Origin of the sequence: Flavobacterium ajazii, from assembly GCF_010614725.1 — a bacterium.
Lineage (GTDB): Bacteria > Bacteroidota > Bacteroidia > Flavobacteriales > Flavobacteriaceae > Flavobacterium > Flavobacterium ajazii.
The window spans coordinates 27593-52883 of record NZ_JAAEHL010000009.1; the positions used below are offsets into that span (position 1 = coordinate 27593).

Annotated in this window: 20 protein-coding genes; 11 read left to right on the forward strand and 9 right to left on the reverse strand. The window is 34.0% G+C overall.

Annotated elements, in window-relative coordinates; genetic code table 11:
- Positions 1 to 265: 265 nt before the first annotated feature.
- Complete coding sequence (locus GWR14_RS16395) at positions 266 to 1045, forward strand: bestrophin-like domain (RefSeq protein WP_163410161.1); 780 nt, start codon at positions 266 to 268, stop codon at positions 1043 to 1045.
- Positions 1046 to 1078: 33 nt separating this feature from the next.
- On the opposite strand, the gene GWR14_RS16400 is transcribed toward GWR14_RS16395, so the two are convergent.
- From GWR14_RS16400 to GWR14_RS16410, 3 genes are all read right to left on the reverse strand, one after another.
- Positions 1079 to 1666: a DUF502 domain-containing protein gene (locus tag GWR14_RS16400; protein WP_163410162.1), complete on the reverse strand. Its 588-nt coding sequence runs from the start codon at positions 1664 to 1666 to the stop codon at positions 1079 to 1081.
- A 100-nt stretch (positions 1667 to 1766) separates the two neighbouring features.
- The gene (locus GWR14_RS16405; RefSeq protein ID WP_246236331.1) at positions 1767 to 1961 is read right to left on the reverse strand and encodes a hypothetical protein; all 195 of its coding nucleotides are present in this window, start codon (positions 1959 to 1961) and stop codon (positions 1767 to 1769) included.
- Between the two features lie 248 nt (positions 1962 to 2209).
- Complete coding sequence (locus tag GWR14_RS16410; protein WP_163410164.1) at positions 2210 to 2596, reverse strand: arylsulfatase; 387 nt, start codon at positions 2594 to 2596, stop codon at positions 2210 to 2212.
- 1061 nt (positions 2597 to 3657) lie between these two features.
- Between GWR14_RS16410 and GWR14_RS16415 the strand changes: the two genes are divergently transcribed.
- Positions 3658 to 4635: a helix-turn-helix transcriptional regulator gene (locus GWR14_RS16415; RefSeq protein WP_163410165.1), complete on the forward strand. Its 978-nt coding sequence runs from the start codon at positions 3658 to 3660 to the stop codon at positions 4633 to 4635.
- A 10-nt stretch (positions 4636 to 4645) separates the two neighbouring features.
- Here GWR14_RS16415 and GWR14_RS16420 read toward each other — a convergent pair whose 3' ends face one another.
- From GWR14_RS16420 to GWR14_RS16430, 3 genes are read right to left on the reverse strand one after another with little or no spacing between them, the layout of a single operon-like run.
- Positions 4646 to 6484 carry a heme ABC transporter ATP-binding protein gene (locus tag GWR14_RS16420; protein WP_163410166.1) on the reverse strand — a complete coding sequence of 613 codons (1839 nt, stop codon included), beginning with the start codon at positions 6482 to 6484 and terminating at the stop codon, positions 4646 to 4648.
- 19 nt (positions 6485 to 6503) lie between these two features.
- Entirely contained in the window at positions 6504 to 7547 is a 1044-nt protein-coding gene (locus GWR14_RS16425; protein WP_163410167.1) for a FecCD family ABC transporter permease, read from the reverse strand.
- Positions 7548 to 7555: 8 nt separating this feature from the next.
- A complete protein-coding gene (locus GWR14_RS16430) occupies positions 7556 to 8404 on the reverse strand; it encodes a heme/hemin ABC transporter substrate-binding protein (protein ID WP_163410168.1) in 849 nt (282 codons plus the stop codon).
- Between the two features lie 426 nt (positions 8405 to 8830).
- Between GWR14_RS16430 and GWR14_RS16435 the strand changes: the two genes are divergently transcribed.
- The 7 genes from GWR14_RS16435 to GWR14_RS16465 all read left to right on the forward strand — a co-directional run bounded on the left by GWR14_RS16435 (position 8831) and on the right by GWR14_RS16465 (position 16414).
- Positions 8831 to 11143 (forward strand): TonB-dependent receptor, encoded by a 2313-nt coding sequence (locus tag GWR14_RS16435; RefSeq protein WP_223150978.1) that lies wholly within the window; start codon positions 8831 to 8833, stop codon positions 11141 to 11143.
- 63 nt (positions 11144 to 11206) lie between these two features.
- Positions 11207 to 11920, forward strand: coding sequence for an HmuY family protein (locus GWR14_RS16440; protein ID WP_163410170.1), 714 nt, complete (start codon positions 11207 to 11209; stop codon positions 11918 to 11920).
- 2 nt (positions 11921 to 11922) lie between these two features.
- Positions 11923 to 12717: an HmuY family protein gene (locus tag GWR14_RS16445; RefSeq protein ID WP_163410171.1), complete on the forward strand. Its 795-nt coding sequence runs from the start codon at positions 11923 to 11925 to the stop codon at positions 12715 to 12717.
- 154 nt (positions 12718 to 12871) lie between these two features.
- Positions 12872 to 13552: a hypothetical protein gene (locus GWR14_RS16450; protein ID WP_163410172.1), complete on the forward strand. Its 681-nt coding sequence runs from the start codon at positions 12872 to 12874 to the stop codon at positions 13550 to 13552.
- A gap of 49 nt (positions 13553 to 13601) precedes the next feature.
- The gene (locus tag GWR14_RS16455) at positions 13602 to 14321 is read left to right on the forward strand and encodes a hypothetical protein (RefSeq protein WP_163410173.1); all 720 of its coding nucleotides are present in this window, start codon (positions 13602 to 13604) and stop codon (positions 14319 to 14321) included.
- 363 nt (positions 14322 to 14684) lie between these two features.
- A complete protein-coding gene (locus GWR14_RS16460; protein WP_163410174.1) occupies positions 14685 to 15683 on the forward strand; it encodes a hypothetical protein in 999 nt (332 codons plus the stop codon).
- Between the two features lie 164 nt (positions 15684 to 15847).
- The gene (locus tag GWR14_RS16465) at positions 15848 to 16414 is read left to right on the forward strand and encodes a biliverdin-producing heme oxygenase (RefSeq protein WP_163410175.1); all 567 of its coding nucleotides are present in this window, start codon (positions 15848 to 15850) and stop codon (positions 16412 to 16414) included.
- Between the two features lie 444 nt (positions 16415 to 16858).
- Here GWR14_RS16465 and GWR14_RS16470 read toward each other — a convergent pair whose 3' ends face one another.
- The 3 genes from GWR14_RS16470 to GWR14_RS16480 form a co-directional block, all read right to left on the reverse strand.
- Positions 16859 to 18979: a cation:proton antiporter gene (locus GWR14_RS16470; RefSeq protein WP_163410176.1), complete on the reverse strand. Its 2121-nt coding sequence runs from the start codon at positions 18977 to 18979 to the stop codon at positions 16859 to 16861.
- 3 nt (positions 18980 to 18982) lie between these two features.
- Entirely contained in the window at positions 18983 to 19558 is a 576-nt protein-coding gene (locus GWR14_RS16475) for a hypothetical protein (protein WP_163410177.1), read from the reverse strand.
- A 393-nt stretch (positions 19559 to 19951) separates the two neighbouring features.
- Positions 19952 to 20146, reverse strand: coding sequence for a hypothetical protein (locus GWR14_RS16480; RefSeq protein ID WP_246236332.1), 195 nt, complete (start codon positions 20144 to 20146; stop codon positions 19952 to 19954).
- 633 nt (positions 20147 to 20779) lie between these two features.
- On the opposite strand from GWR14_RS16480, the gene GWR14_RS16485 reads away from it, so the two are divergent.
- Both GWR14_RS16485 and GWR14_RS16490 read left to right on the forward strand, forming a co-directional pair.
- Positions 20780 to 23206 carry a sensor histidine kinase gene (locus GWR14_RS16485; RefSeq protein ID WP_163410179.1) on the forward strand — a complete coding sequence of 809 codons (2427 nt, stop codon included), beginning with the start codon at positions 20780 to 20782 and terminating at the stop codon, positions 23204 to 23206.
- A 6-nt stretch (positions 23207 to 23212) separates the two neighbouring features.
- A complete protein-coding gene (locus GWR14_RS16490) occupies positions 23213 to 25135 on the forward strand; it encodes a sigma 54-interacting response regulator (protein WP_163410180.1) in 1923 nt (640 codons plus the stop codon).
- Positions 25136 to 25291 lie beyond the last annotated feature (156 nt).

A 25291-nucleotide genomic window follows, 5' to 3' on the forward strand; every position in this document is an offset into this window, starting at 1 on the left:
AGTGGCTTTTAAAACAAAACAGAAGGCATAAAGTGGCTTTGATAAAAAAGTAAGAGAAGTAATAAAAATCTAAAAGTAAGGCTTAATAAAGTGTGAAAAGAATCTTAAAACAAAAATGCGTTTCATATTATAAAATGAAACCGAATTTTATAGTATTTAAACAATATGCCTGTTTTTATATCTATTTTTGAATAGCAATGCTGTTTTTTCTTTTACTATTTGAAACAAAAAATAACTCCATGTCGAAATAAAAAATCAATTAATTATGAATAAATATTCACTAATTCAGACTGAAGCCTGGGTAATTGCCCTGCTACTTTTTACATTAATGGTAATTTCTAGTTTTATAGGGAAAAAAACAGGAAGTTATATTCGGAGTAAAAAACCATCCAAAGAAAAATCTACTGAAACTTCAGCACTTATTGCACTACTTTTTTTCTTATTAGCCTTTACATTTGGCATGAGTGGTGATCGTTACGATTCACGAAGAAAAATCGTTGTGGAAGAAGCAAATGACATTGGTACTGCCATATTGCGAAGTGATTTGTATCCGGATTCAATACGAACATTATTCCGCAAAGATTTTAAAGAGTATGTAGAAGTTCGAATATCCTATTACGAAACAGGTCCTGATTTAAAAGGAATTTTAAAAGCCGACAGCCTGTCTCAGGTCATATCAGCAAAATTATGGAAACGGGCAGCCAATCTTTCGAAAGATCCTGATAACCTGGCTGCAACCCAGCAAATGATTCCTGCGCTAAATACCATGATTGATGTAACCACATCCCGTCTTTCAGGAGAGAAGGCAAAAGTTCCGCAAAGCATTCTGGTCATGTTGTTTTTTCTGTCCATTATAATTGCCTTTTACAGTGGGTATTCTGAAGGGCGTAATGGTAAAATTGACTGGTTAGTGCAGATTGGATTTTGTCTGTTAGTTTCTTTGGTTGTTTTATTTACACTGGATTTAGACAGACCACGAAGAGGATTTGTAAATCTGGATGTTCCAAATCAGACTATAATAGATTTAAGGAAAAACTTTGAGTAATAATCTCAAAAACCATTGTTGGTGGATTTTTCATTAATTAAAATCTAAAATTCCTTTGCCGCATGACTTTAATGATGCATTAAAATCTTCTACTGAAGTATGCGGCAGCCTTTTTATAAGATCTGAATTTACTATATAAATTTGTCCATGATCTGAAAAAGGTACAGTTGGAACAAAAACAACGGCTTTTTCCTGATCTGACTCCTCTTTCAAAAGCGCAGGCTGCCAGTACTCTCCGAATTTTAGCAATATTGGAAGATCAGTATTGCTTTTTTTTACTTTGGCATTTAATTTCTCTTCCGCTATCTTTTTATTTTTCTCATAACCCGGCAGAAAAATCATTAATTGATTGTCAATCCAGCTGGTAAACTTTTTCAAAAAAGCCAGCCGCATTAAATAACCACTGAAATAGAACAATACCACTAAAAAGAAACCGCCCACAATATCTCTTGCAGCAATACCTAATATATCATCCAGCCGCAGAAAATGAGCCGCTTTTTCTCCATAAGTCTGGAAGAATGACCAGATTTTCTGCATTATAACAAAAAAAACAATTAAAGGAAGCAGTACCAGCGCTCCGGAGATAAAATTTCGCTCAGCCTGTTTAAAGAATTTTTTCATAATATTGATAAATTAAGATTAAAAAGCTTTTATTTCAATTTTAATCAGATATAATCAGGATTAAAAACGTATTAGTTTAAAAGCAGCGAAAAGTGTAACACTAAATATTCTTAAGAATATAAAATAAAATCTCCTCTTCTAATTCCTGTGATAAGTTTTCGTTTTCCAGCTGCTGGTATAGATATTTATCGCTTTTTTGCTTATTTCTTTCTGCCTTCATTTTACTTACGCAATATTGATCACAGATCATTTTAAACCTGTCATCAATTAGATACATTATTTTTATAGACTCCATATACTGTTTTAGTTTTGAACTATGTAATTCTTTAGGTAGAGACATATTTAGATTTTAGTTAAGTATGATTAATGACTACGGCCGTGATGATTCAATTATATCATTAATTATTCAATATTAAACTACTGTTTATCAAAATATTTTATTTTCTAAAATATCTTTTCATTGCAAATAGTCAACTTAATACACTATAGTAAAAAAAGGTGAAACTATATATTTCAGCTTTTCAGCCTTAGAGTTTGTATTTCTTAATATTTTACATCTTCAGGTAGTTTCATATCTTTTTCTTCAAGCATTTTTTTAGCTTCCTGGATATTTCTAAATCTGGCAATACTTTCATTACCCATATAAGTTTCGCCTTGCAATTGTCTAGGAGGGCATTGAATGTAGGTTTTTATCAAATCCTGAATTGCTTTATTGAAGACCGGGAACGTCCATGTTTTCTCTGTAAAACTATTCATAAATAAATCATAACGCTCCTGTGGATCCTGCCATAAGTCATAAATAGCCGGAACAGTTGCAACATACGTTTCATCTCCTCTCCAGCCTAATTGCTGTCCTAGTGCGTCGCTTCCTGCTTGGGCTCCATTATCCCCTAGTTTCTTTAGATACTCTAAACGGGGTATAACCAGCATTTTTTACTACTATCAAATTTAGAAAAGAGAATCAGGCAGTTATAAAAAAACACGTTCCATATTATAAAATGGAACTTGTTTTTGAGATAATACAAAGTTCATAATAGTTGAACTCCTTCAAATAGTTAGGTTATCATCTAATTAAACCCGTTAGGTGAAATTATCAAAAACGTCAGTTTGAGTGTTTTTTTTTGCATAATCGCTACTTTGCTCAAATTCTTATGTGTCTGATTTTGTTCCTAAAAATTATGCTGTCTCCACAACCAAAACAAATTTTTGCTATAACAACAATTTTTATTTTTTTATCACCTCTATCAATGCCCATAAACGTTAGGACTAAGTCAAAAATAGATTTTATTCTGCCGGTTAGATACTCCCTGTTTTCAAACATAATTGACAATCCCTCCGGAAACACCAAATTCTGCATTCTTATTTTACTCTCAATCTCTCTCCTCTGTATTTAATAATATTTGAAACTTTTTCTACTACCTTATCAATATAAATTTTGTGGTTAGATATTTTTTTCTGTTGCCGGCCATTACCTGTTCCTTGACTTCTCCTAATTCCTTCTCAAATTGTTTGTAGGTATATATTATATTTCTAATCACGGAAATTTGGATTACCAAAATAACGTCTATCCTAATTTTCAATTTTAATTTCTAAATCCTTTTTCTTGATCAAAAAAACATCCATTTCTTCCCTGCTTTCACTTTCCATAATATCAAAAAGTTTATCCAGTTGCAGTTTGAAAAGTTCAACAAATTGAGAACTTAGAGAATATCTGGCCTATAGCTTTTCAAAAGAATTATTAAGCTCTTCCGTTTGGAATTTGGAGCCGTCAGTGCATTGAAGTTTGCATTCTTACATTTCTGGCATTTGTAATAATGTTTATTTTTATGTGGACTTTCATAGTTCGTCAAAAGACATCCGCATAGCACATCCAACCTTATTGGATATAAAAAATGTTGATATATTTAAACATTATTTAGAACCCTTATAAATAAAAACATATATTTGTATTACTTCAACAAGTGATACTACCGCATAAAACCAATAGAGATATGCTAATCAGAGCTAAAATAGAAAATTATAATGAATGGCTTTTTCTGGAAGAAATCCCTGAAAAATATGTGGCGGGACATAGGCTGTCCGAACGTCAGATCAGTATCAAGCATTTACCGGTTGATATGAAAAATTATCAGCTATCTACAAACGGCATGTTCCTGCTTCATTCTGAAATGAGTTTTAGTGAAGCTGTAAAAATTGAATCAGAAGTAGAAGGAGATGCGATTGCCTGCCAGTTCATTTTTAGCAAAGAGAAAAATAGCAATACTGTTAAGGGAAACGGATATGGACACAGTCATCATAATATTCGTTATATTCCTTCAGGAAAAGAGTCGCATGAAATTAAACCTGAATTGGAGTATGTTTATTTTCTTATTGTACTCTCAAAAGATTATTATTTCAATTTAGTAGATACAGCATCACCTCTGCACGAAGATTTTGTAAGGCAGATGGAAAAAGGTGTCAGTACTTCATTTATTGAAGGAGATTTGTATGTTACACCAGAAATGCGTCATTCGATAAACAGTATTAAGGAATGTAAACATGAAGGCCATCTTAAAAGAATGTTTATCGATACCAGAATCATGGAGCTGATTATGTTTCAATTAGAACAATTTGGTCAGTATCTTCACAATGATAAAGAAGTATTACATGAAGAAGATATCGAAAAACTGGAAACTGTTCGTGAGCTATTAGAACGGAATTATGTAAATCCGCCTACACAAAAAGAACTCGCCAGATCAGCCTTGATTAATGAATCTAAAATGCGTACTGGTTTTAAGAAATATTTCGGCACTACCATTTATGATTTCGTTACCCGAATACGTATGGTAGAGGCACGCAGACTCATCACAGAAGAAAAGAAAAACAATATGTATGAAGTAGGCACAATGGTTGGTTTTAAGCATCAGGCCAGTTTTACCAATGCTTTTAAACGTTATTATGGACTACCTCCAAGTGAAGTTAGACTTTAGCCTGAACATCTTAACTCAGGTTATTTATCAATACTTTCTTCCAGCTCTCTAATTCTGGAATACCAGGTTTACGTTCACCAAAAAACTGAACAATCATATTGCCATTTGCACCATACAATTCTAAAGAATTAACATCACCATCAACAGTTGGTTTAACTACATGCCATACACTATGAACATCATCTTCATTCAGTCTGGTTTCTCCTCCGGATCTTTCTGAAAGATTTAACCAGGGTCCGTTACTGTTGACATTGCATAATTGTCCTGTATTAATCTGTACGCATCCTTCATTGGCAGTAAACATCATAACCGGAACTTCAATGTCTGAACAATTTAAAATAGTACGACGAAAAGATTCTAAACTTACCTGTACTGCTCTGCTTGGCGGCGCCAGTCTTAATGCCTGGGTACGTGTTAATCCAAAACGTTTTAGTAAACCATAGAATTCATGAGTATCCAGCATATTATTCCATGCCTGATGAAAATCGCTGATATCAATTTCGGCATCACGTTTTTCCTCCCTTTCTTTTTGTTCCGTCTTTTCTAATAAAGGAGCAGATTGGTCTTTTTGCTTAAATTCCGCTATCAAATCTAAATAAACCTGTCTGTAGCTCCCTCCTGTTAAATAAATTTGGTGCAGAGCTTTTCCGTTACAGTCAAAAAACTGTAGGCTTTCTTTACCTCTATCTTCTACAGCCAAGGCTATCTTCCATCTATCTGCAAAAATTCGAAGATCAATATCTTCTCCTAAGAAAAGTGTTGTATATCCCTCTTTTGAAAAATTTCGGTAAACACCTATTCGTTCTGCTTCACAGTGTTCATTATAAGTCACCGCTTTCACCAGTCCTAACCCTTCTATTCGCTGCAGTATAGCGTCCATTTCTGGACGCAGCAAAATTACATTGTCGCCTAGTCCGGCAAACATTATTTCTGCCGGAGTGACTCCCAGAATTTCTGCTATCTGCCATAATGGTTTGGCTGGATATTCATCGCGATACGAAATAAACCGTTCTTTGAGTGAACGCTTATTATGAGATGCTGCCAGATTAGAATTGAATACAGCCGCATCTAACTTGAAGCCGTTGGGTGTGATTTGCGTTAGTAAAGTCCTCGGATCAGTATGTACCTGAGTATGTACACCAAAAGCAGTAAATATATTTCGGTTTGTCAAAACTTCTTCGGGAGCACCGTCCCACCACTTTCTTCCTCCTTTAAGCATAATAACACGGTCTGCATATTGTGCGGCCAGATTAATTTCGTGCAGTACACACACTACCATAAAACCTTTTTTTGTCAATGCATTGGCTATTGCTAAAGTCTGATGTTGATAGAGCATATCCATACTTGAAACTGGCTCATCTAATAATAATAAGGCCTCCTTATTATCCCATACTTGAGCCAAAACTCTTGCCAGGTGTACCCTTTGCTGTTCTCCACCTGAGAGCGTAAGCATTGAACGATCTGCCAGATGGCTCACACCACAGATTTCCATAGTTTCTTTAAGTACAAGCTCATTGGATATATTAGTATTGTCTTTTTCTTTGACATAGCGTCCCATCAATACAATTTCCTCAACGGTAAAGGCCAGACTCACCGTATTTTGTTGGTATAAAGTAGCGCGTTTACTGGCAAGTTCCTTTGCCGAATAATCATCTAAGTTTTTAGCATCATAAACTACTCGCCCTTCAGAGGGTTGTTTTTCTCTGCACAGTATTTTCATCAGTGTAGATTTTCCCGCTCCATTAGCGCCCAATATTGCTACCATTTCTCCTTTTCGAATGCTGAAGGTAATATCCTTCAGTAAATATCTGTTATTAATTTTATAACTAATTGATTCTACTCTTAACATAGACTTTCCTTAATAGTAATTATTGCAATATCTTCTTTTTGTCTTTATATAATATGTAAAGGAATATAGGAGCTCCTAATAGTGCCGTAATTACACCAATAGGCAACTCAACCGGAGCAACCAATACTCTTGCCAGCATGTCTGATACGGTAAGTACTAAGGCTCCTAAAAGTGCCGATGCGGGTAAAACCAGTCGATGGTCTGCCCCTCCTATTAATCGGATAATATGAGGAACCAGTAATCCCACAAAACCAATAATTCCTGTTACTGATACACAAGCTCCAACTGATAATGTCGAAAGAATGACTACTCTGTTTTTTATTTTTCCGGGATTCATTCCTATTTGTTCTGCCTGATGTTCCCCAATTGCAAATAAATTTAATCCTTTACCATAAAGAGGTAATAAAAACACCGGAATTAGAATAAATGGCGCAATACCGATAATCATATCCCAATTTGCTCCACCCAGACTGCCAAGCATCCAGAAGGTAATGGTACGGAGCTGCTGTTCATCGGCTGTATAAGTTAGTAATCCTGTGAGTGCACCTGCTAAGGCATTTATTGCAATACCAGCCAGTAGCATAGTAGCTACATTGGGTTTTCCATCTGTTTTGGAAAACTGATATACCAACATTGCGGCCAATCCAGCCCCGGCAAAAGCGCCAAACGCAAGTAGGTAGAAACCTAAAAATTCACTTAAAGAAACAAACAAAAACGACTCCATTCCAATGATTAATACTGCAAATAGTGATGCCCCAGCTGAAATTCCGATTAATCCCGGTTCAGCCAAAGGATTACGAAAAATACCTTGAATGGCAGCGCCCGATATCCCTAAAGCAGCACCTACTAATACTCCCAATATTATTCTGGGGAGCCGTACATGCAGCAGTACATTTTCTGCCAGATCATCAGCAGCTGCAAAACCGTTAATCCCTATTCTTTTCGCCAGTATGGTAATTACATCTAAAACAGGAATATGCATTGCTCCCAAACCTAAAGAAAATACTACAACAATAAAAAGTCCCAGAGTTAAACAGGTATATATTGTTTTTTTATTTCTCATTATTTTATTTAATTTTTTATAAATTCCTTATGCAGAGCTAATATAGCCTGATCCAGCCTTGTTGAGAAATTGATCATCAATGGACCATCCATAGCTGCTATTCTTTTATTTTTTCCGGCATTGGTATAAGCAACTCCGGGCATTTTAAGTAATCCATTACTGCCGCCAAGACTCTCAATTCCAAAATCAAACAAAAACAGGACATCAGGATTAGCACTTACAAGTGCTTCTGTAGTATAGGTTTTGTATCTGTTAAATTCCTGTATTGCATTACGCCCTCCTGCCAGTGCAATGATAGCATCCATGTTGCTGCCTTTTCCTGCCACAGTCATTGTTCCCATTCCTCTGGCATATATAAAGAGTACTTTAGGTTTCTTTTTATTTAGTTTTACTGTCTCCAATGCTTTATCAATACGTTTTTCTGTTTCCAAAGCCAGTTTATTCCCTTTATCTTTCTCTCCGAGTGCTATACCTATTTCGCGAATAAATTGTAACGCTCCTTTTACGCTATATTCCTGTTTAACTGCAATAAATTTAATTCCTGCCCCTTTTAAAGACTGGATAACTCCATAAGGCACATCACCATAGGGAGCAATAATTAAATCTGGACGATATGCCATTAAACCTTCAGCTGAAACCGAACGATTCTTACTTACTTTAGGCAGTTTTTTTATCTGCTGCGGATATTCGCTGGTAACATCTACGGCAATAATCTGCTTTTCAAAACCAAGATCAGCAACTGTCTCGGTAATAGCACCGCCTAATGTAATGATGCGTTTAGGCTGGGCATGAATAAGGAAAGAACAAAAAAACAAAATGCTGCCAAGGAGCTGATTTCTCCAAATTCTCATCTTCATTTCTATAGGTTTTTAATGGCTAAAATAGTTACTGTTATAAATCATTATCAATGCAAAAGAACTATTTAATTGATCTAAATACAAATAAAAATATTTGTTAAAAAACGCATTGAACAAATTTGAATCTCCTAAATATTACTCATCAAAAAACACTCAAACACATAAAAATCAAATACTTAAAACCCTAAAAAAGATAAATTCTTCTGTTACTATTTCCTTGTCTTTGGTAAATAAAAAACGGATAGAACAAAAGAAAAAACGGATAGAACAAACCTTCTACGGACTGTTATGAGTAATATTGTAAAATAATTCTTGTTTAGAATGAATAAAAATAATAACCTGGTTTTGAGATTGAAATTTAACACTATAAAACATATTTATTTTTTGTTCCCATTATTACTATTTCCAGTTTTAATTCATGCACAAATGATTATAAGAGGAAGCCTTACCGGAAAAATAACGGATAAAAATGGTCAGCCTATTGCTAGTGCAAATCTTATTTTGCAGCCTGATATGCATCAGGTTCAGACAGACAAAAATGGATACTTTACCTTCAAAAATATTATTGCAGGGGAGTATAATATCACAGTTTCTTACATTGGACACCAACTTTACCAAAGCAATGTGCAGATAGAAGCTGATAAAAAAAATAATATCAAAATTATCTTAGAAGAAGAAGAAAACACTTTGAAACAGGTAACGGTATATAGTAAGGAAACTAAAGCAGATAATTTACTGGACATTCAGCGCAGTGCTATGCCTGTTACAGTTATAACTAAAGAGACCATTGCCCAGATGGGCAGCCGCAGACTGGATGAAGTATTAAAAGAACAAACTGGGATTGCTGTAGTCAATGATATTGGCGGAGGTGCAAGAGCTGTAGGAGTTCAGATGCAGGGTTTTGGAAGCGATTATGTTATGATCCTTATCGACGGTCAGCCTATGGTGGGACGAAATAGTGGTAATTTTGATCTTTCCAGAATCAGTGTGAGCAATATCGAAAGAATCGAAATCATCAAAGGTGCTTCTTCCTGTCTTTTTGGAAGTGAAGCATTGGGAGGAGCAATTAATATTGTGACCCGCCACGGAGCATTTCAGCCGCAGGCATTGGCATCTGTACGTTATGGTTCACTCCACATTGTAGATGCAACACTAGAAGGAGAAACTCCTTTTCACCACCAGCGAGGCTCTGCCAATATATCTGCTAATTATTACCGTACAGATGGTTTCAATACAGACCCTAACTTCCTGTCAGGCGGTACAACAGCACCACCTTATGACGATTATACCTTACAGGGTCGGGTGCGTTATCGTCTTACGGAAAACAGCACTTTAGGCGCTTCAGGCAGATATGCACTACGAAAATCTTTTATGGAGCAGATATTTGGAAATAATGAAAATCAAAATTCAGCAGCTGACAGCCAAAACATTACAGATATTAATGCTTCCGTTACTTATGACAATCTTTTCGATAATGGACTCAGAAGCATGAGCCGATATTATCTGACCCGATATGTATCCGATATGAGTATACTATGGCAGGAAAGCGGTTCACAGACAAGTGCCGAAAAGTTTGCCCAGACGCTGCATCGTTTTGAGCAGCAGTTTTCTTATGCGCCAGTTACAGATTTGAAATTGACAGCCGGACTAGGCGGTACTTCAGAACAAATGGACAACCGAAATTTTAATGTCCCTGGCGGTATGTGGAGTGGCTTTACCTACTTACAGGCAGATTGGAAAATGAATGATAAATTCGAAGCCGTAGGCGGTTTTAGATATGACCACAACAACAGCTACGGTGGTAAGCTCAACCCCAGCCTTGGACTTCAATATCATATTATTCCAAAACTTACTCTAAAAATAGCTATGGGCAGCGGTTTTAAAACTCCTGATTATCGCCAGCGTTATCAGGTATTTATGAATCCCACAGCCAATTATCTGGTCATTGGTTCAGAAATTCTGCGAGCTACTCTGGAAGAAATGAAAAATAACGGGCAGATTAGTGAAGTAAGAGAATATCTGGTCAATCAGCTGGATCAAAACTTGCAGGCTGAAAAATCGCTTTCATTTAATGGCGGCTTTACTTATACTCCTAAGAAAAACATCAAGCTCGATGTCAATGCATTTTACCATAACATCTCGAATCAGATTAATAGTATTCGTGTTGCGACAGGAACTAATGTAAGAGATATTTATACCTATCAGAATCTGCCAAAATCCTTCAATACCGGATTAGAAATGTCATTGTCCATAAGACCACTTTCCGGATTAGATATTAGTACAGGATATCAATACCTCATAGCCAAAGACAGAGGTGTGATGGACAGCATAAGTAATGGAACCGGTGCTTATGCCTCCATTAGGGACAATGCTACAGGATTGTTCCGCAAGTCCAGATTATCGGATTATTTCGGTATAGAAAACCGTTCCCGTCATATGGCCAATCTTCGTGCTGCCTATAACTATACGCCTTGGGACATTACAGGAAATATAAGGGTTAACTACCGTGGAAAATACGGCTTTGTAGACAGCAACAACAATCGCTTTCTTGACCAATACGACATTTTTGTAAAAGGTCATTTTTTACTTAATGCTGCAATAGAAAAAAAACTCATGAAACAGCGTCTAAGCCTGCAGCTTACGGCAGATAATATTATGGATTATACAGACAGGCTCATGCCCGGACAGCCGGGACGTGTATTATTACTGGGGCTAAAATACCGATTTTATAAAGAATAAAACAAAATAATTTAATAACCAGGTGGTAACCACCATAAATAAAATGAGGGACGAAATGAAAACATGAAAACAATAAAAATTATATACAGACTACTGCCTGTTCTTTCCCTTTGGCTGGCATTTACTTCTTGTAGCAATAACGAAAATAGTGATACTTCGGCGGGACTTGAAGATGGTAAAAGTACTGTCATTAAAGATTTGGCAGGAGATACTAACGGTTCTATGGGGGAAGGAGTAGATGGAAAAACTAAAAAAGGTTTTGATACCTTTCTTTTCCGGTTCAGCGATAAAAAGCAGATATGGATTCGCAATGCTGCTGATTCTGCCCAATATTTAAAAACCAAAGATTGGGACATTGCTTTTACAGGGCCTTATAACAGCGAGGTTTATGTTAATAAAGGAAGCTATGAATTTAATCCGGGTTATGGCGGCACTGCTACCAGTGCTGTAGTAAAAATTGATAAGCCATATGCTGAGGTCGATACTGCGCCATCAGATGAAGCATTTGCCGCCAGCGAAATAAATAAAATTGGATGGGCAGTAAATGAAAGTGCAGCCGGATGGTTTTTTTACAGCCTGAATACTCATATTATGATAGCCATTAAAAACAGAACCTATGCTATAAAGCTTCCTGACGGGAAATATGCAAAACTGGAACTCATTAATGCTTATCAGGGGAATCCTCCTACGGTAACCAATCTGAACTGGCCGGCTCCTTACTTTACTTTTAGATACTATGTACAGAATGACGGCAGTAAAAATTTAAATACTAAATAAGAATGAAAATAAAAAACAATTTTAAAAATAATGTGATGTTTAAGGCATTGTTATTGTCTTTTTTCAGTATTCTGTTCTTAACCTCCTGTTCAAGTGACAGCGGTAATCCGGAATCAGGTACAGACGATGATACTCCATCCACAGCCACTAATTATCATAAACTGCTTAGAGTAGAAAACTTTGGCTACACTTTGGCTGATGGAGATAATTATGCTGAGAAAAGCATTTTGTATTATAGCTTAGTTGATAACAAAGAGATAACAGCTGATTATAGAAAAACTACCCGATGGGATCTGGCTTTTAGCGATTTATACAGCAGTTTTATTTCAGGAAACAATGGATCAAATAGTGGAAATTTAGGTGCAGGAACTGCTGCGATTGGCGGTGTTTATATTGTAGAGCAGAACTTTGATGATGTTATTGATGTTCCAAACGATAATGTATTTCAAACAGGGAAAGGAATCTATGGTAACGATATCAATGGTGATTTAGCTTCTGGAACAGGTTGGTATCTTTATGATTTTGACGGCATTCTTGTGAGAGATGGTGCTTATGATAATAAACACATTGCTTATGCTTTAGGAGAGCCATTATTATTAAAAAGTGGTAAGACGGTTGGAGCACGTACTCTTATTTTAAAAACTGCCAAAGGCGATTATGCTAAAATCAAAATGATATCAGTTTATAAAAACATTTTTAAACGTGAAGATTTTACCAGAACAGCACCTAAAATGTACTTTACCTTTGAGTATGTACTTGTTCCTAAAGGAAGTACTAAGTTTGAAATTAAAAAATAAATTGAATAAAAGAAATTAAAAATAAGGGATTTTATCTTTTTCTGAAAGATTAATTAACTTTTCTTTTGGAATATAATATTATTAATTATTTTGATTAAGTCTAAATAAATAAAAATAAATGAGAAAAATATTAAACTATTGCACATTCTTACTAATGACTAGTGTATTCCTATTGAGTTGTACTAAAGAGGAAGACGTGACAGAAATCACTATTGACCAGACTAAAAACAAGATCATTAGTTATGGCATTACCAATCCAGGAAAAAAAGATGCTATTTATAGTGCTATAGATCATGAAGCTAAAATTATTACAGCCTATTTACCTGCTTATTATGAACTAGAGTTTATGGAAGTAGGAATAGAGCTTCCTCAGGGAACCACTATTTCACCTTCTACAGATGAATTAGTACCGGTTTTCAGTGAAAAACCATTTGAATATACGGTAATAGCTGCCGATGGTACAACAGCAAAATATAAACTAAATGTGGTAATCCAGTACCCTGATATGGTTTTAAATGAATTGTCTACTATAAATGCATCGACGGGAGCAGTTAGCACGGCAAAATTAGAATCTATAATCACATTGTCAGGTAAGAATTTTCTACCTTCTGGTTCAGTGACCAAGTTATATATTGTGGATGAAAATGGCAACAAAATATGGGGAAGTTATGTAATGGATGAGGTAAATAGTACCAGTAAGTCTTTGACGTTTACTACCGATCCTAAATCGGAAACATATATTGAATTAATAAAAGATAAAACTAAACAATACTGGGTACAGTTAGAGAGTTATGGTATGATTAAAAAAATGACTCGACATGTAACCTTTAAATAAAAATTAATAACTATCGGGCAGCATTATTAATATTGTAAAGTAAATAATTATGAAGAAAATATTTCTAACATTATCTTTAATGACTGCTATGTTCTTTGTTTCTTGTGATCAAAACTCAGCAGATGATGGGGTACAGGGCGGTACCTCAGCTAATCGATCAGCAGTAAACAGTCAGGCTAACTTAGCTTCAAATGCTTTAGTGGCAGATTGCGAAAATCCAGTATCTGACAGTGCCGTTGTTACTAAAGCATTGACAGGTTCTTCGGGAGACTATTGTGTTTGGAATACAACGACCAAAACAATAGGTAGTACAACTGTACAATTTGAAGGAATGTATGCTAGTGGTATTCGTCCTGCTGAAGAAGGTTGGTATGTAGGAGTGGTAGATACCTCTTATGTTTGTACAAGTGGCTGGAGTACTATAGCTGCTGCTATAAATGTTAAGAATGCTACAGGTAACGTAGGTACGTCTCCTAATTGTACCAGTGTGATTGTACCCCAAAACGTAGTTAGTGCTCAAGGAACTATTGGTTCACTTAACTTTGGATTAGGTTATTATACTTATGCATCACAAGCGTTTAGTATTACTAAAAAAATCGTGATATGGAAAGATGACTTCGAAACAGACCCAACTGCATATTCTGATCCAACAAAAACAAATGGGGATATTACAGAAGCTTATTTAATAGAAGTTACCAGCATTGTACCTACATTTGGCACACCACCTTTCTATGGTACAGTAAGTTATACCTATACTAAAGTATTATAGTATAAAAAAATGCCCGAGCTGGCGGTTCGGGCAAAATGTCTAATAAAAAACAGCTGCCCGATAGTTTAAAAAATAACAGACTTTAGTTTGAGTCTGTAAAAATAATAAAAAAAGCCTGTCCTCTTTTTTTGAACAGATAATTTAGAACCGTTTTAAATTTTGATTACGTCTTAGTCCGGAGTGTACCTAATTTTTTAACCATATAAGTCATATAAGGTAAAAAAACTTAAGCAGGATAAAACTTAAATAGGCTCATATAAGACTTTTAGAATAACTAAAAATAGCTTAAATGTCTTATATGTTAAAAATATATGCTTTAAAAAAACCAGACGTTAAATAAACAACACTTAATAAAAAAATAAAATGAAACAGAATCAATATAAAAATAACTTTTTTTCTTTTGTAGCAGTAGCCATTACAGCATTAGGATTTATGACTTCCTGCGATACCGAATACAATACTACCTATGTGTCAGGAGATGCCTATATAAAAAGCTTTACCATACAGGAGTTTGAAGACCAGGAACCTATTCAGGCAGCTATTGTTAATGATACGATAAAGGTTTTATGGACAAGTTATCATGAAATGCCTGAAACTATAACCCCTACTATTACATTAGCCGATAAAGCAGCAATAAGCCCTAAAGCAGCTGTTGAAATCCCTTTTAAAACAGGTGAAAAATACACGGTAACTTCTGAAGCTGGTACAACTAGGCAATATACTTTAGAGGTTGATTTCCGTCAGCCACAACCTAAAGTATATGCAAATAGTATTACTACAGGGACTTTAGGCGGATGGAATAATTTGGGATTTACAGCAGATAATCTTTGGTATAATAGAGAGCAAACCAGGTTCTATTTGGTTTCGGCAGTAGATAAAACTACGGAATACGATTGTGAGATTGTCTATTTTAATGAAGTAGGTACAGGTGTAGCAGGAGATCCTTTTAGAAATGGGGGGATTTATTATTACCTGCCTACTAATATACCAGTGGGTAAATATGATTTTCGTATAAAAAACGGTGAATATGTTTTAAGGGATTCTAAAGAGGAGAATTGGTTTAATTATACAATTACAGAGCCTACTGCTGTAGCTCTTTCTCTATTTAATCCTATTTTTACAGTAAAAGGAGGTGATACATTTAGTATTAGAGGGACAAAATTAGATACTGGTAATAAAGTACTTATTTCGATAGGTACTAATGGTACACGTCGTCAGTTAGAGATTGTTTCACGTACGGCTTATACAGCTACTTTTAAGGTACCAGTAGGTACACCAGCAGGGACCTATAACAGAATCTTTTTTGAAGATGAAAATGCTGTAGCTGTAAGGGTATCTACACATATTAATGTAACAGAATAAAAACCTAAAACCTCTATTCTTATTAAAGAATAGAGGTTTTAGTGTTTTGCAAAACACAGCTTAAAAAAGATAGATTACTCATAAAGTATTTGTTTAAAATTAGGCAATCTATAGAAAAAAATCCGCTTAGCGGTTAGTTAGGAAACAAATTAAAATAAATCAATATGTTAAGCACACAAATTAAAGAGGCTACAAAAACGGAGCATCAGGAAACGGAGAAAAAAGTAGTTCTTCGTATTAAAAACATCAGTACTAATGAAGACTATATAGAGTTACTAAAATGTTTTTATGCCTATTTTAATACTGTTGAAAAAGCAATAGCACCTTATATCAATACGGTATTGCCTGATTACAGTGAACGCCGTAACTCGTCTTATATTAAGGCTGATATAGAGGAGTTGGGCGGTACAATTGACAAATTACCATCAGCCACAGCGGCTGAAGTAAAAGATGCCATTCAAGCAATGGGTGCTTTATATGTACTTGAAGGATCGATCATGGGAGGCCCATATATTGTACAGATGCTACAGAAAAAAGGGATTGAAAAAGGATTTTCTTTCTTCAGTGGCTATGGTGCCGAATCCGGACTGAAATGGGCTTCGTTTACCTCAGCTTTGAATGTTCTCCCGCAGACAGAATCAGATGTTGCAAAAGCAGTAGATATAGCTCGAGAAACTTTTAAAAGGTTTGGTGATGTATTTGAAATAACATCCTTGATTCAAGCAAAATAAATAATCTTTCTTTAAATATTATTTACTAAAAAAACAGAAATGATAATCGTTTTGATGTTTGAAATAGCCAACCGTCGAAGTGGGCAGATTTTACGAAAAATGAATAATCAATGAAACTTAACTGAATTAATAATTCAAAAAATCATTTAAATTGGAACAGAATTGACTCTGTTCCAATTTATTTTGTCTTTTTTTAGGTAATATATCAGATATCCAGGTGATTAATATCGCCAACAAACCGGTTAGATATTTCTATACTTCTCAATACTTATAAAAAACGTTAAAACTTGTATTCTAGCATTTTTTTTATGTTTCTAAAGATTATTTGATAAAATGTTAGTCTATAAAAAAGGTTTGAATGTCTCATCTAGGAAACTTAACAGAACATAAATCTCCTAAATATAAAAAACAACAAGTTAATCGAATGCTGATTTATATCCTTAATTATTTAAAAATCTTCCCAATAATTTTACCAATCTCTGCAAAATCATCCAGATTATTTACAGACCTCTTTTCGCTTACTGTACTATTTTCCTCCAGAGAAGGATAAATAAGTATATAATTGTTATTAGTAAGATCTCTGCTTAAAATTTCGGGTAACTCTTTTATTTTAGAAAAATACGGATACATTTCCCTGTCAGCCATCAGAATTATCAAACCTTCATCCTTCTGTAGAGTAAAAGCTGTTTTTTGAGCATCCTGCCAATTTTGAAAAGTGTTAAATACCGCTTCAATATTTGATTTTTTTACTATGCTGGTTAAGATTCTGGCTGTTTTCTCATCTGCATAGAAATTCATTTTCGCTCCTGAGTTTTTTGCGAGATTCCATACTTTTAATAAAGAGTGAAAAAAGCCATTTTCTCTTTCAGTATTTACAGGAATAAGGACAGTGTATTCTTTGATTGTTGAAACAGGCTGAACTTCATGATAAACAATTACACTGATTTGCTTGTTGCTTAAATAACCTTTGTAAAGGTTATAAATGAATGAAGATGAAATTTTTTTTTCATCTTCAAGTCCTATAACCAGATCAGTTATATTTTGTTCTTTTATTACATTATTTATACCTGATGCTACATTATTGTCGTAACGTGTTATCGGATTTAATACCACGTCTGCTCCTGCGGCCATGTCTACAGCCGTACTAAGAAGTTTTTCAGCATTTTTTGAAGATGATTCGCTTTTATCTTCATTAATTACATTTAGTGCAAAAAGTTTGTGGCTACTATTTTGTGTTCTTATGAGAAGCGAAAGATTAACCATTTTTTCCACAGTATCTTCATGATTTAAGGCCAGCAGAATGTTTTCGTCTTCATCACTAACTCCTGTCGCTGTTTCTTCTTTGTCAGTATCAGCAATTCGCTGTGCGCTGGCCATGGCAACAAAAGATGAAATTGTACAGGAAATTAAAATGAGCAGAATACTTCCGTTAAGTACATGCTCATTTAAGAGCCTCACTGGTTCACCGGCTTCATTTTCTGACAAGATAATATTATATCCTACCATCACAGAGGCCAGGGTTGCTGCCGCTGAAGCTGTACTCATTCCAAAAATAAGCTTTCCTTCATCGTCTGTAAAACGAAATGTTTTTTGTGTGCAAATTGCTGCGACATATTTACCTCCAATTGAAGCTACAATCATAACTGCAGCAACACCGAGTGTTTCCCAGCTTTGAATAAATGCATTAAAATCGATCAGCATTCCTACGCTGATAAGAAAAAAAGGAATAAAAATAGCGTTTCCGACAAATTCTACCCGATTCATAAGAGACGAGGTATGTGGTATAAGCCTATTCAATGCAAGGCCTGCAAAAAAAGCTCCTATGATAGCTTCTATTCCTGCTAATTCAGCCAGTAAGGCTGCGAGATAGATCATAACAACTACAAAAATGTACTGCGAAATTTTATCTTCAACATTCTTAAAAAACCAGCGTGCTATAATTGGAAAAACCAATAAAACAATTAAAGCAAAAACCAGCATAAACACGGACAATTTAATCCAGAATGAAGTTCCTACCTCACCCTGTGACATACCTACTACTACTGCCAATACCACAAGCGAAAGAACATCTGTGATCATGGTCCCTCCTACCGTGATATTTACCGCCATCTTTTTTGCTACTCCCAGTTTGCTTACCATTGGATATACAATAAGGGTGTGTGATGAAAAAAGACTTGCAAACAGCACTGTTGTCAAAATAGAAAAATGCAGTATAAAATGTCCTCCGATAAGTCCGAGTACAAAGGGTATTATAAAGGTGTATAATGAAAAAGTAATGCTTTTCCATTTATTCTTTTTAAAATCTCCCATGTCGATTTCCAGTCCTGCCAAAAACATGATATACAACAGCCCTGTTGTACCGGTTACAACAATACTACTATCTCTGGCAAGTACATTAAATCCGTTAGGACCTATCACCGCTCCGGCTATTATAAGTCCCAAAAGGTGTGGTACTTTTATTTTATTCAGCAAAAGCGGAATACACAGAATTATAATTAATTCGATAAGGAATTTTAACAGCGGGTCTTCAATAGGAAGGCTAACATGTTGGATACTAAGCAACATACATTATTTTTTTTGAGGAAGTGTAAGCTCTACAGAAAATCTGGCAGAGCAGTTGTTTTGTCCTGTTATTGTCTGTGTACCTTTAATAACATTTTCTTTGATATCATCAAGAACCACATTCATTTTTACTTTATTTTTTGAAATACTATCACTGCTGAATTCAAATAATATTTTATCCTCTGCATATTTTGCCTTAAAAACACGTACCAGTCTTTTATTATTTAAAACATTAGCATACAGTCCGGTTGAATCAGACAAAAACTGCCAGACTTCGTTACGTTCATCTCCTATTACATAATTGTTACAATTTGATTCCCTGCATAACAATTTACCATTCCAGGTACCATAAAGACTTTTTGGCCATTTCTTTATGGTTATATCATTTTTTATAGTATCATTTTTAGCGGCAATTATACTGTCGCGCATCAGCAGGAGTGATTTATAGTCTGCTTCTTTCTCTGCCAATTGTTCTTCTCTTAAAACCAGCGCTTTCTCTCTCTTTTGTAAATCAAGCTCTTTTTTATTTTCACACGAAATGAATGTACAAGCGGTTATTAATAATAGAAACAGCTTTTTCATAAATTATTTTTTTTGACATACAATTTAAACAAAACATAACTTTAAAGCAAAAAAACAAATTCAAAAGAGACAATTAAATGTAACCCTGTTTATTGTTTCTCTCCAGTGTTTAGATTTTCAATAAAACAAGAAACCCTGTAAATCCGATTTGCAATCCGACACAAAAAAACAAAAAAGTACAAATGCGTTTGACCACATCCGTCTTTGATAAAAAGTAAGAGAATTAACAAAAAACTAAAAGTAGGTCATAATAAAATGTGAAAACAATCTTTAAAAAAAATGTGTTTCAAATTATAAAATGAAACCGAAATTTAGAGCATTTAAACAATATGCCTGTTTTTATATCTATTTTTGAATAACAATCCTGTTTTTCCGCATCGTAAACTAATAGCATTATATATTCTTAATAATGTAAAATAAAATCTCCTCTTCTAATTCCTGCGACAGGTTTTCGTTTTCCAGCTGCTGACATAAATATTTTTCGCTTTTTTGCTTGTTTCTTTCTGCCTTCATTTTACTGACACAATATTGATCACAGATCATTTTAAACCTGTCATCAATTAGATACATTATTTTGATAGACTCCATATACTGCTCAAATTTTGAACTATGTAATTCTTTAGGTAGAGACATATATTAATTCAATTAAATATGATTAATAATTACTTCCTTGATGATTCAATTTATATCATTAATTAATTATTGCTAAAACTTCAGGCTCTCAGAAGGCTGGATATTGTTTTCACACACCAATTTACAGGTTGTTTTTTTGCACAATAAATTTAACGCTTATAAGCAGAGTTCGAAAGCTTATATCATTTCACTTTGTTGCAGATTATAATCTGCAACATCTTTTACTTTATTAAGTATGGATTTAGAAAAGAAACTAGGAGAAATTAACTAAATAGCGAACAAAAATAATAGAACAACAAAGGATAAAATTATCTTAACTTTTAATTCCTTTTTTTGTTTGTATATCTATTTGGATAAGCAAACAAATACTTATATGCTTAGAAAGAAAAATATATTTTAACTTTACTCTTATTTTTGTTTGCCTATCCGGGACATCTTACCTTGTCCATCTAACATTATGTAAACATATGTACAGTAGTAATAATTTTTGCTAAAAATGAAAAATTTATTATGCCTGCCAAGAACAATTTCTTTATTACTATCGCTGTAATTATGTTAATTATACCTTCATTCGCATTTTCTCAAAAAATGTGGAATAGGCAAAAAACATTAATGTCACAGCTCCAGAAAAGTACTGCAGATACAAGCCGTGTGAATATTTTATTGAAATTGAGTCACTATTATCTTTATCGTGAATATTACCTTTACAAAACCGGCAGCCCCACAACACAAATGGACAGTGCTTCCTATTTTGCGAAGAAAGCTCTTTTTCTTAGCAATAAATTGAAATATGAATATGGAAAAAATCAGGCAAATTTATTAATAGGTGATACTTATATCCGAAAAGATCAAATACCATCTGCTGTAAATCTATTAGGAACGTTAAAAGATTCGACCCGTTTTTCTATGCTGGTTATCTTAGGACGGCATTATCTTTTTCATTTAGACAGATCTCCAAAAGATTTAAAAAATTCTCTGTATTATCTGGAGCAATCAAATAAAATTACTGAAATTCAGGCCAATTCAAGACTGCAAGCAGAAAGAATGCATGTAAAAGCAATGTGTTTATTTATTACAGAAGGCTTTCAGCAAAGTAAAAAGCAATACCTAAAAACTATCAATGAAGTAGATCTTCCCGGCAACGAAGAAAAAACAGCTCTTTTATGGCATGAACTTGCCACACTGATACCAATACGCGAAAAAACGGGATTAACTAAATTGAATTGTTTTGAAAACATGTTTGCTCTTTATAAAAAGAGCGGTAATATAGAAAGACAAGCATGGGTTTTAAAAACTATCGCTGATATACATTTGGTGAGCGGTAAACCTGATCTTGCTGAAACAGAATTATTGCAGGTACTTGATCTGTATAAATCAATAGCTTATAAAGATCTTCATTATATTTATGATTTGTTGTCTGTTACCTATCGTTACAAAGGTGATTCCGGTAAATGTATTTCTTATGGTTTAAAAGCAATAGAAAGCATGGAAGCAGCAAATGATTCAACCTCTGCCCTTACTTTCTACAGCCGCCTTGCCCATATGTATAAAGAACTCGGTCAGCCTGACAAAAGTATAGAATGGTATTTAAAGATTTTTGATAACCAACACTTTAAAAGTACTGATAATTTATACAAATTCAGAGAAGCAAGACTTTTTGCAAAAGAACTTATAAATCTAAAAAAAGATAAAGAAGCACTATCCTATATTCTTGACATAAAAGCTAAATACAAACCTGTTGGAATTTATTCTAAAGCATGCCTTATTAGTTCCCTCGCCTATTGTTACCACTCGATGCAGCAGGGCAAAAAGGCTGAAAAATATTATCTTGAACTAATAAAATTGTCAGGAGAAATGGAACAAGGAAATGAAATAACCGCAAATATCGATTCAGAAATTGGTGAGTATTTTATAAATAAACGACAATATGACAAAGCGTTACCATATCTACAAAAAGCGTTAGATTATTCAGAAACAACTAATAAGCTATCTTTTACTAAAGATATTCATCTCATGTTTTTTAATGCCTATTCAGGTTTGAAGAATTTTAATTCTGCCATTAAACATTTACTTAAGCATCAACAATTAAAAGATTCCATGTTTAATGAAACCAAAAATTGGCAGATAGCAGAATTACAAGTTCAGTTTGAAACCGCTAAAAAACAAAAAGATATCGAACTACTTAACAAGCAAAATCAATTACAATATATCAGAATTGAAGAAACTAAAAAATTAAGAAATATTACACTAGCAATAGCAATATTGCTGCTAATTATAGTCGGGTTACTTTATAATCGTTATCTCATCAAACAAAGGACTAATCGTAAGCTGGAAGCTAATAAAAAAGAGCTTGACCAGAAAAATTTCTATCTGGAAAATCTAAATACAAAACAAGATAAACTTCTAAAAGAAAAAGAATGGCTGGTGAAAGAAGTACATCATAGAGTAAAAAACAATCTCCAGATGGTTACCAGTCTGCTCAACTCACAATCATTATACTTAAAAGATAATGAAGCTAAAATGGCACTTAAAGACAGTCTTCGCAGAATGCAGGCTATGTCAATGATACACCAAAAACTTTATCTGGATGAAAATGTTTCTATAATTGCAATGCCCGAATATGTTAACGAACTTGTAGATTATTTACATGAAAGTTTTGACAATGAAAATCAAATAATTTTCAAAAAAGATATCGAAGCAATAGATCTGGATGTTTCGCAGGCAATTCCATTGGGGTTAATAATTACGGAAAGTGTCGTAAATGCCATAAAATATGCTTTTTTAGAAAACCAAAAAGGAATTATTGAAATCAGTTTATATAAGGAAGCTAATGATTTGATCCTTAAAATATCTGATAACGGAATAGGTTTACCTGATTTTGACAATAAAACAGATACTAATTCTTTGGGGCTTAGTCTTATAAAAGGCCTTGCAAAACAACTAAAAGGCAGTTTTAGCATCGAAAATAATAACGGCGTACATATAATAATTAAATTTATGCCTCAAAATATCTGATTTACGATGAGCAGCAAAGTATTAATTGTAGAAGATGAATTTATAGTCGCAAATGACTTACGGCTAATATTAAAACAAGCTGGCTATATTGTAACCGAAATTGCTGTTTCTGCAGAAGATGCCTGCGAAAATATTGCAAAAAACAAACCCGATCTCGTATTGCTGGATATTCATTTAGAAGGAAAACAATCAGGAATTGATCTGGCAAAAAAATTAAAAGCAGAAAACATTGCCTTTGTTTATCTTTCTGCAAATTCCAATCAAAAAATACTTGAAGAAGCAAAAAAAACAGATCCTTACGGATTTCTTGTAAAACCATTCAGAGAAAAAGATTTGCTTATTACTTTAGAAATAGCTTCTTACAGGCATAAAAACAGCATCGAATCTCGTTTGAAACAAGAAGAGCTTTTACAGAACAAGTTAAAAGCAATTAAAAAGCAAACTCTTAAATGCGAAGAATTTCTTCAGGAAACGGCTCGTGAGTTACAAGCCTTTATTCCATACGATTTGATTGTATTTGAAATGAAACAGCAAAATCAAAAAACATGCAAAAGCACTGCTTATATGCGTATAGGTTTTGATGAATATCAATATATAAGTGAAAAAGAATTAAACAACATTACCAATTCAAAAAACAATTCTTTTTTTACCGAAATTAATTATCTGGAAAATGAAGCTGTTATTTATGAAAATGACCTGGAACATATTAATCCAAATTTGTCTTTTCTAAAAAATCATTTTAAAGCAGAATCATTTCTCGTATTTCCTTTTTTACTGAATAACGGATTAAAGGTTCAATATATCTTCTGCAGTAAAAAGAAAAACAATTATTCGCAAAACCATCTTGATTTGCTAACGAATGCTAAAAAGGAAATTACAAATCTTATTGTTCAAGTTACCGATCAGCAGAAACACTTGAAATATAACTATAAAGATAATTCTAAAGAAACTGTTTCTTATCAATTTAACTCTATTATTGGGAAGCATCCTCTTTTATTAGATGCTCTCGACCTTATTACACAGGTTGCTCCATACAGCACATCGGTTTTAATACTGGGAGAAAGCGGAACCGGAAAGGAAAAAGCGGCTCAGTCTATACATGACCTTTCAAAACGAAAAAATGGTCCTTTTGTAAAAGTGAACTGCGCTGCGATATCCCCCACTTTAATAGAATCTGAATTATTTGGTTATGAAAAAGGTGCTTTTACAGGCGCTGTTGAAAGCAGAAAAGGAAAATTTGAACTGGCCGATAGCGGAACCATTTTTTTGGACGAAATCGGAGAATTATCTAATGAAATGCAGATTAGGTTATTAAGAGTTTTACAGGAAAAAGAAATAGATTCTGTTGGAGGAAATACGGCCCGAAAAGTAGATATACGAATTGTTGCAGCAACAAACCGAAATCTAGAAAAAGAAGTTGCTTTGGGCAATTTCAGAATGGATCTTTACTATAGACTTAATGTTTTTCCTATCACTATGCCTCCATTAAGAGCTCGCAAAACTGATATTCCGGAATTGGCCGATTATTTTGCAGATAAATTCTGCAGGGAATTCAATAAAAATTTTAACGGGATAACTCCAAAAATGATTCAGCAGATGAATGACTATGACTGGCCGGGAAATATTCGTGAATTAGAAAACTTTATCGAAAGATCGGTCATACTCAATAATGGAAAAACAGAATTAGAACTTAAACTGAATTCTTCCGGAATTTCAGAAATATCCAAAACAGAAAATGTTCAGACTTTAGGAGATGTAAAAAACGCCCAACAGCAAATCGAACGTGACTACATAATTTCCATTCTAAAAAAAGTAAACGGCAGAATACGCGGAACTTCCGGCGCAGCTTCTATATTAAATATCAAGCCTACGACTTTAGAATCTAAAATAAACAAATTGGCCATTAAAAAAGAAGACTATACAAACTAGAAATCTATTTTAAATACTCCACTTTTTTAGGAGGTATTTTTCTGCTTCTCCAAAATTTTCGTAGAAATATAATGTTTTGATTTTCTATTATTTAAAAATCAAAAACAAAAAGAAATAGCAGTAACAACAGGTGAGATACTATTTCTGTTCTTTTTT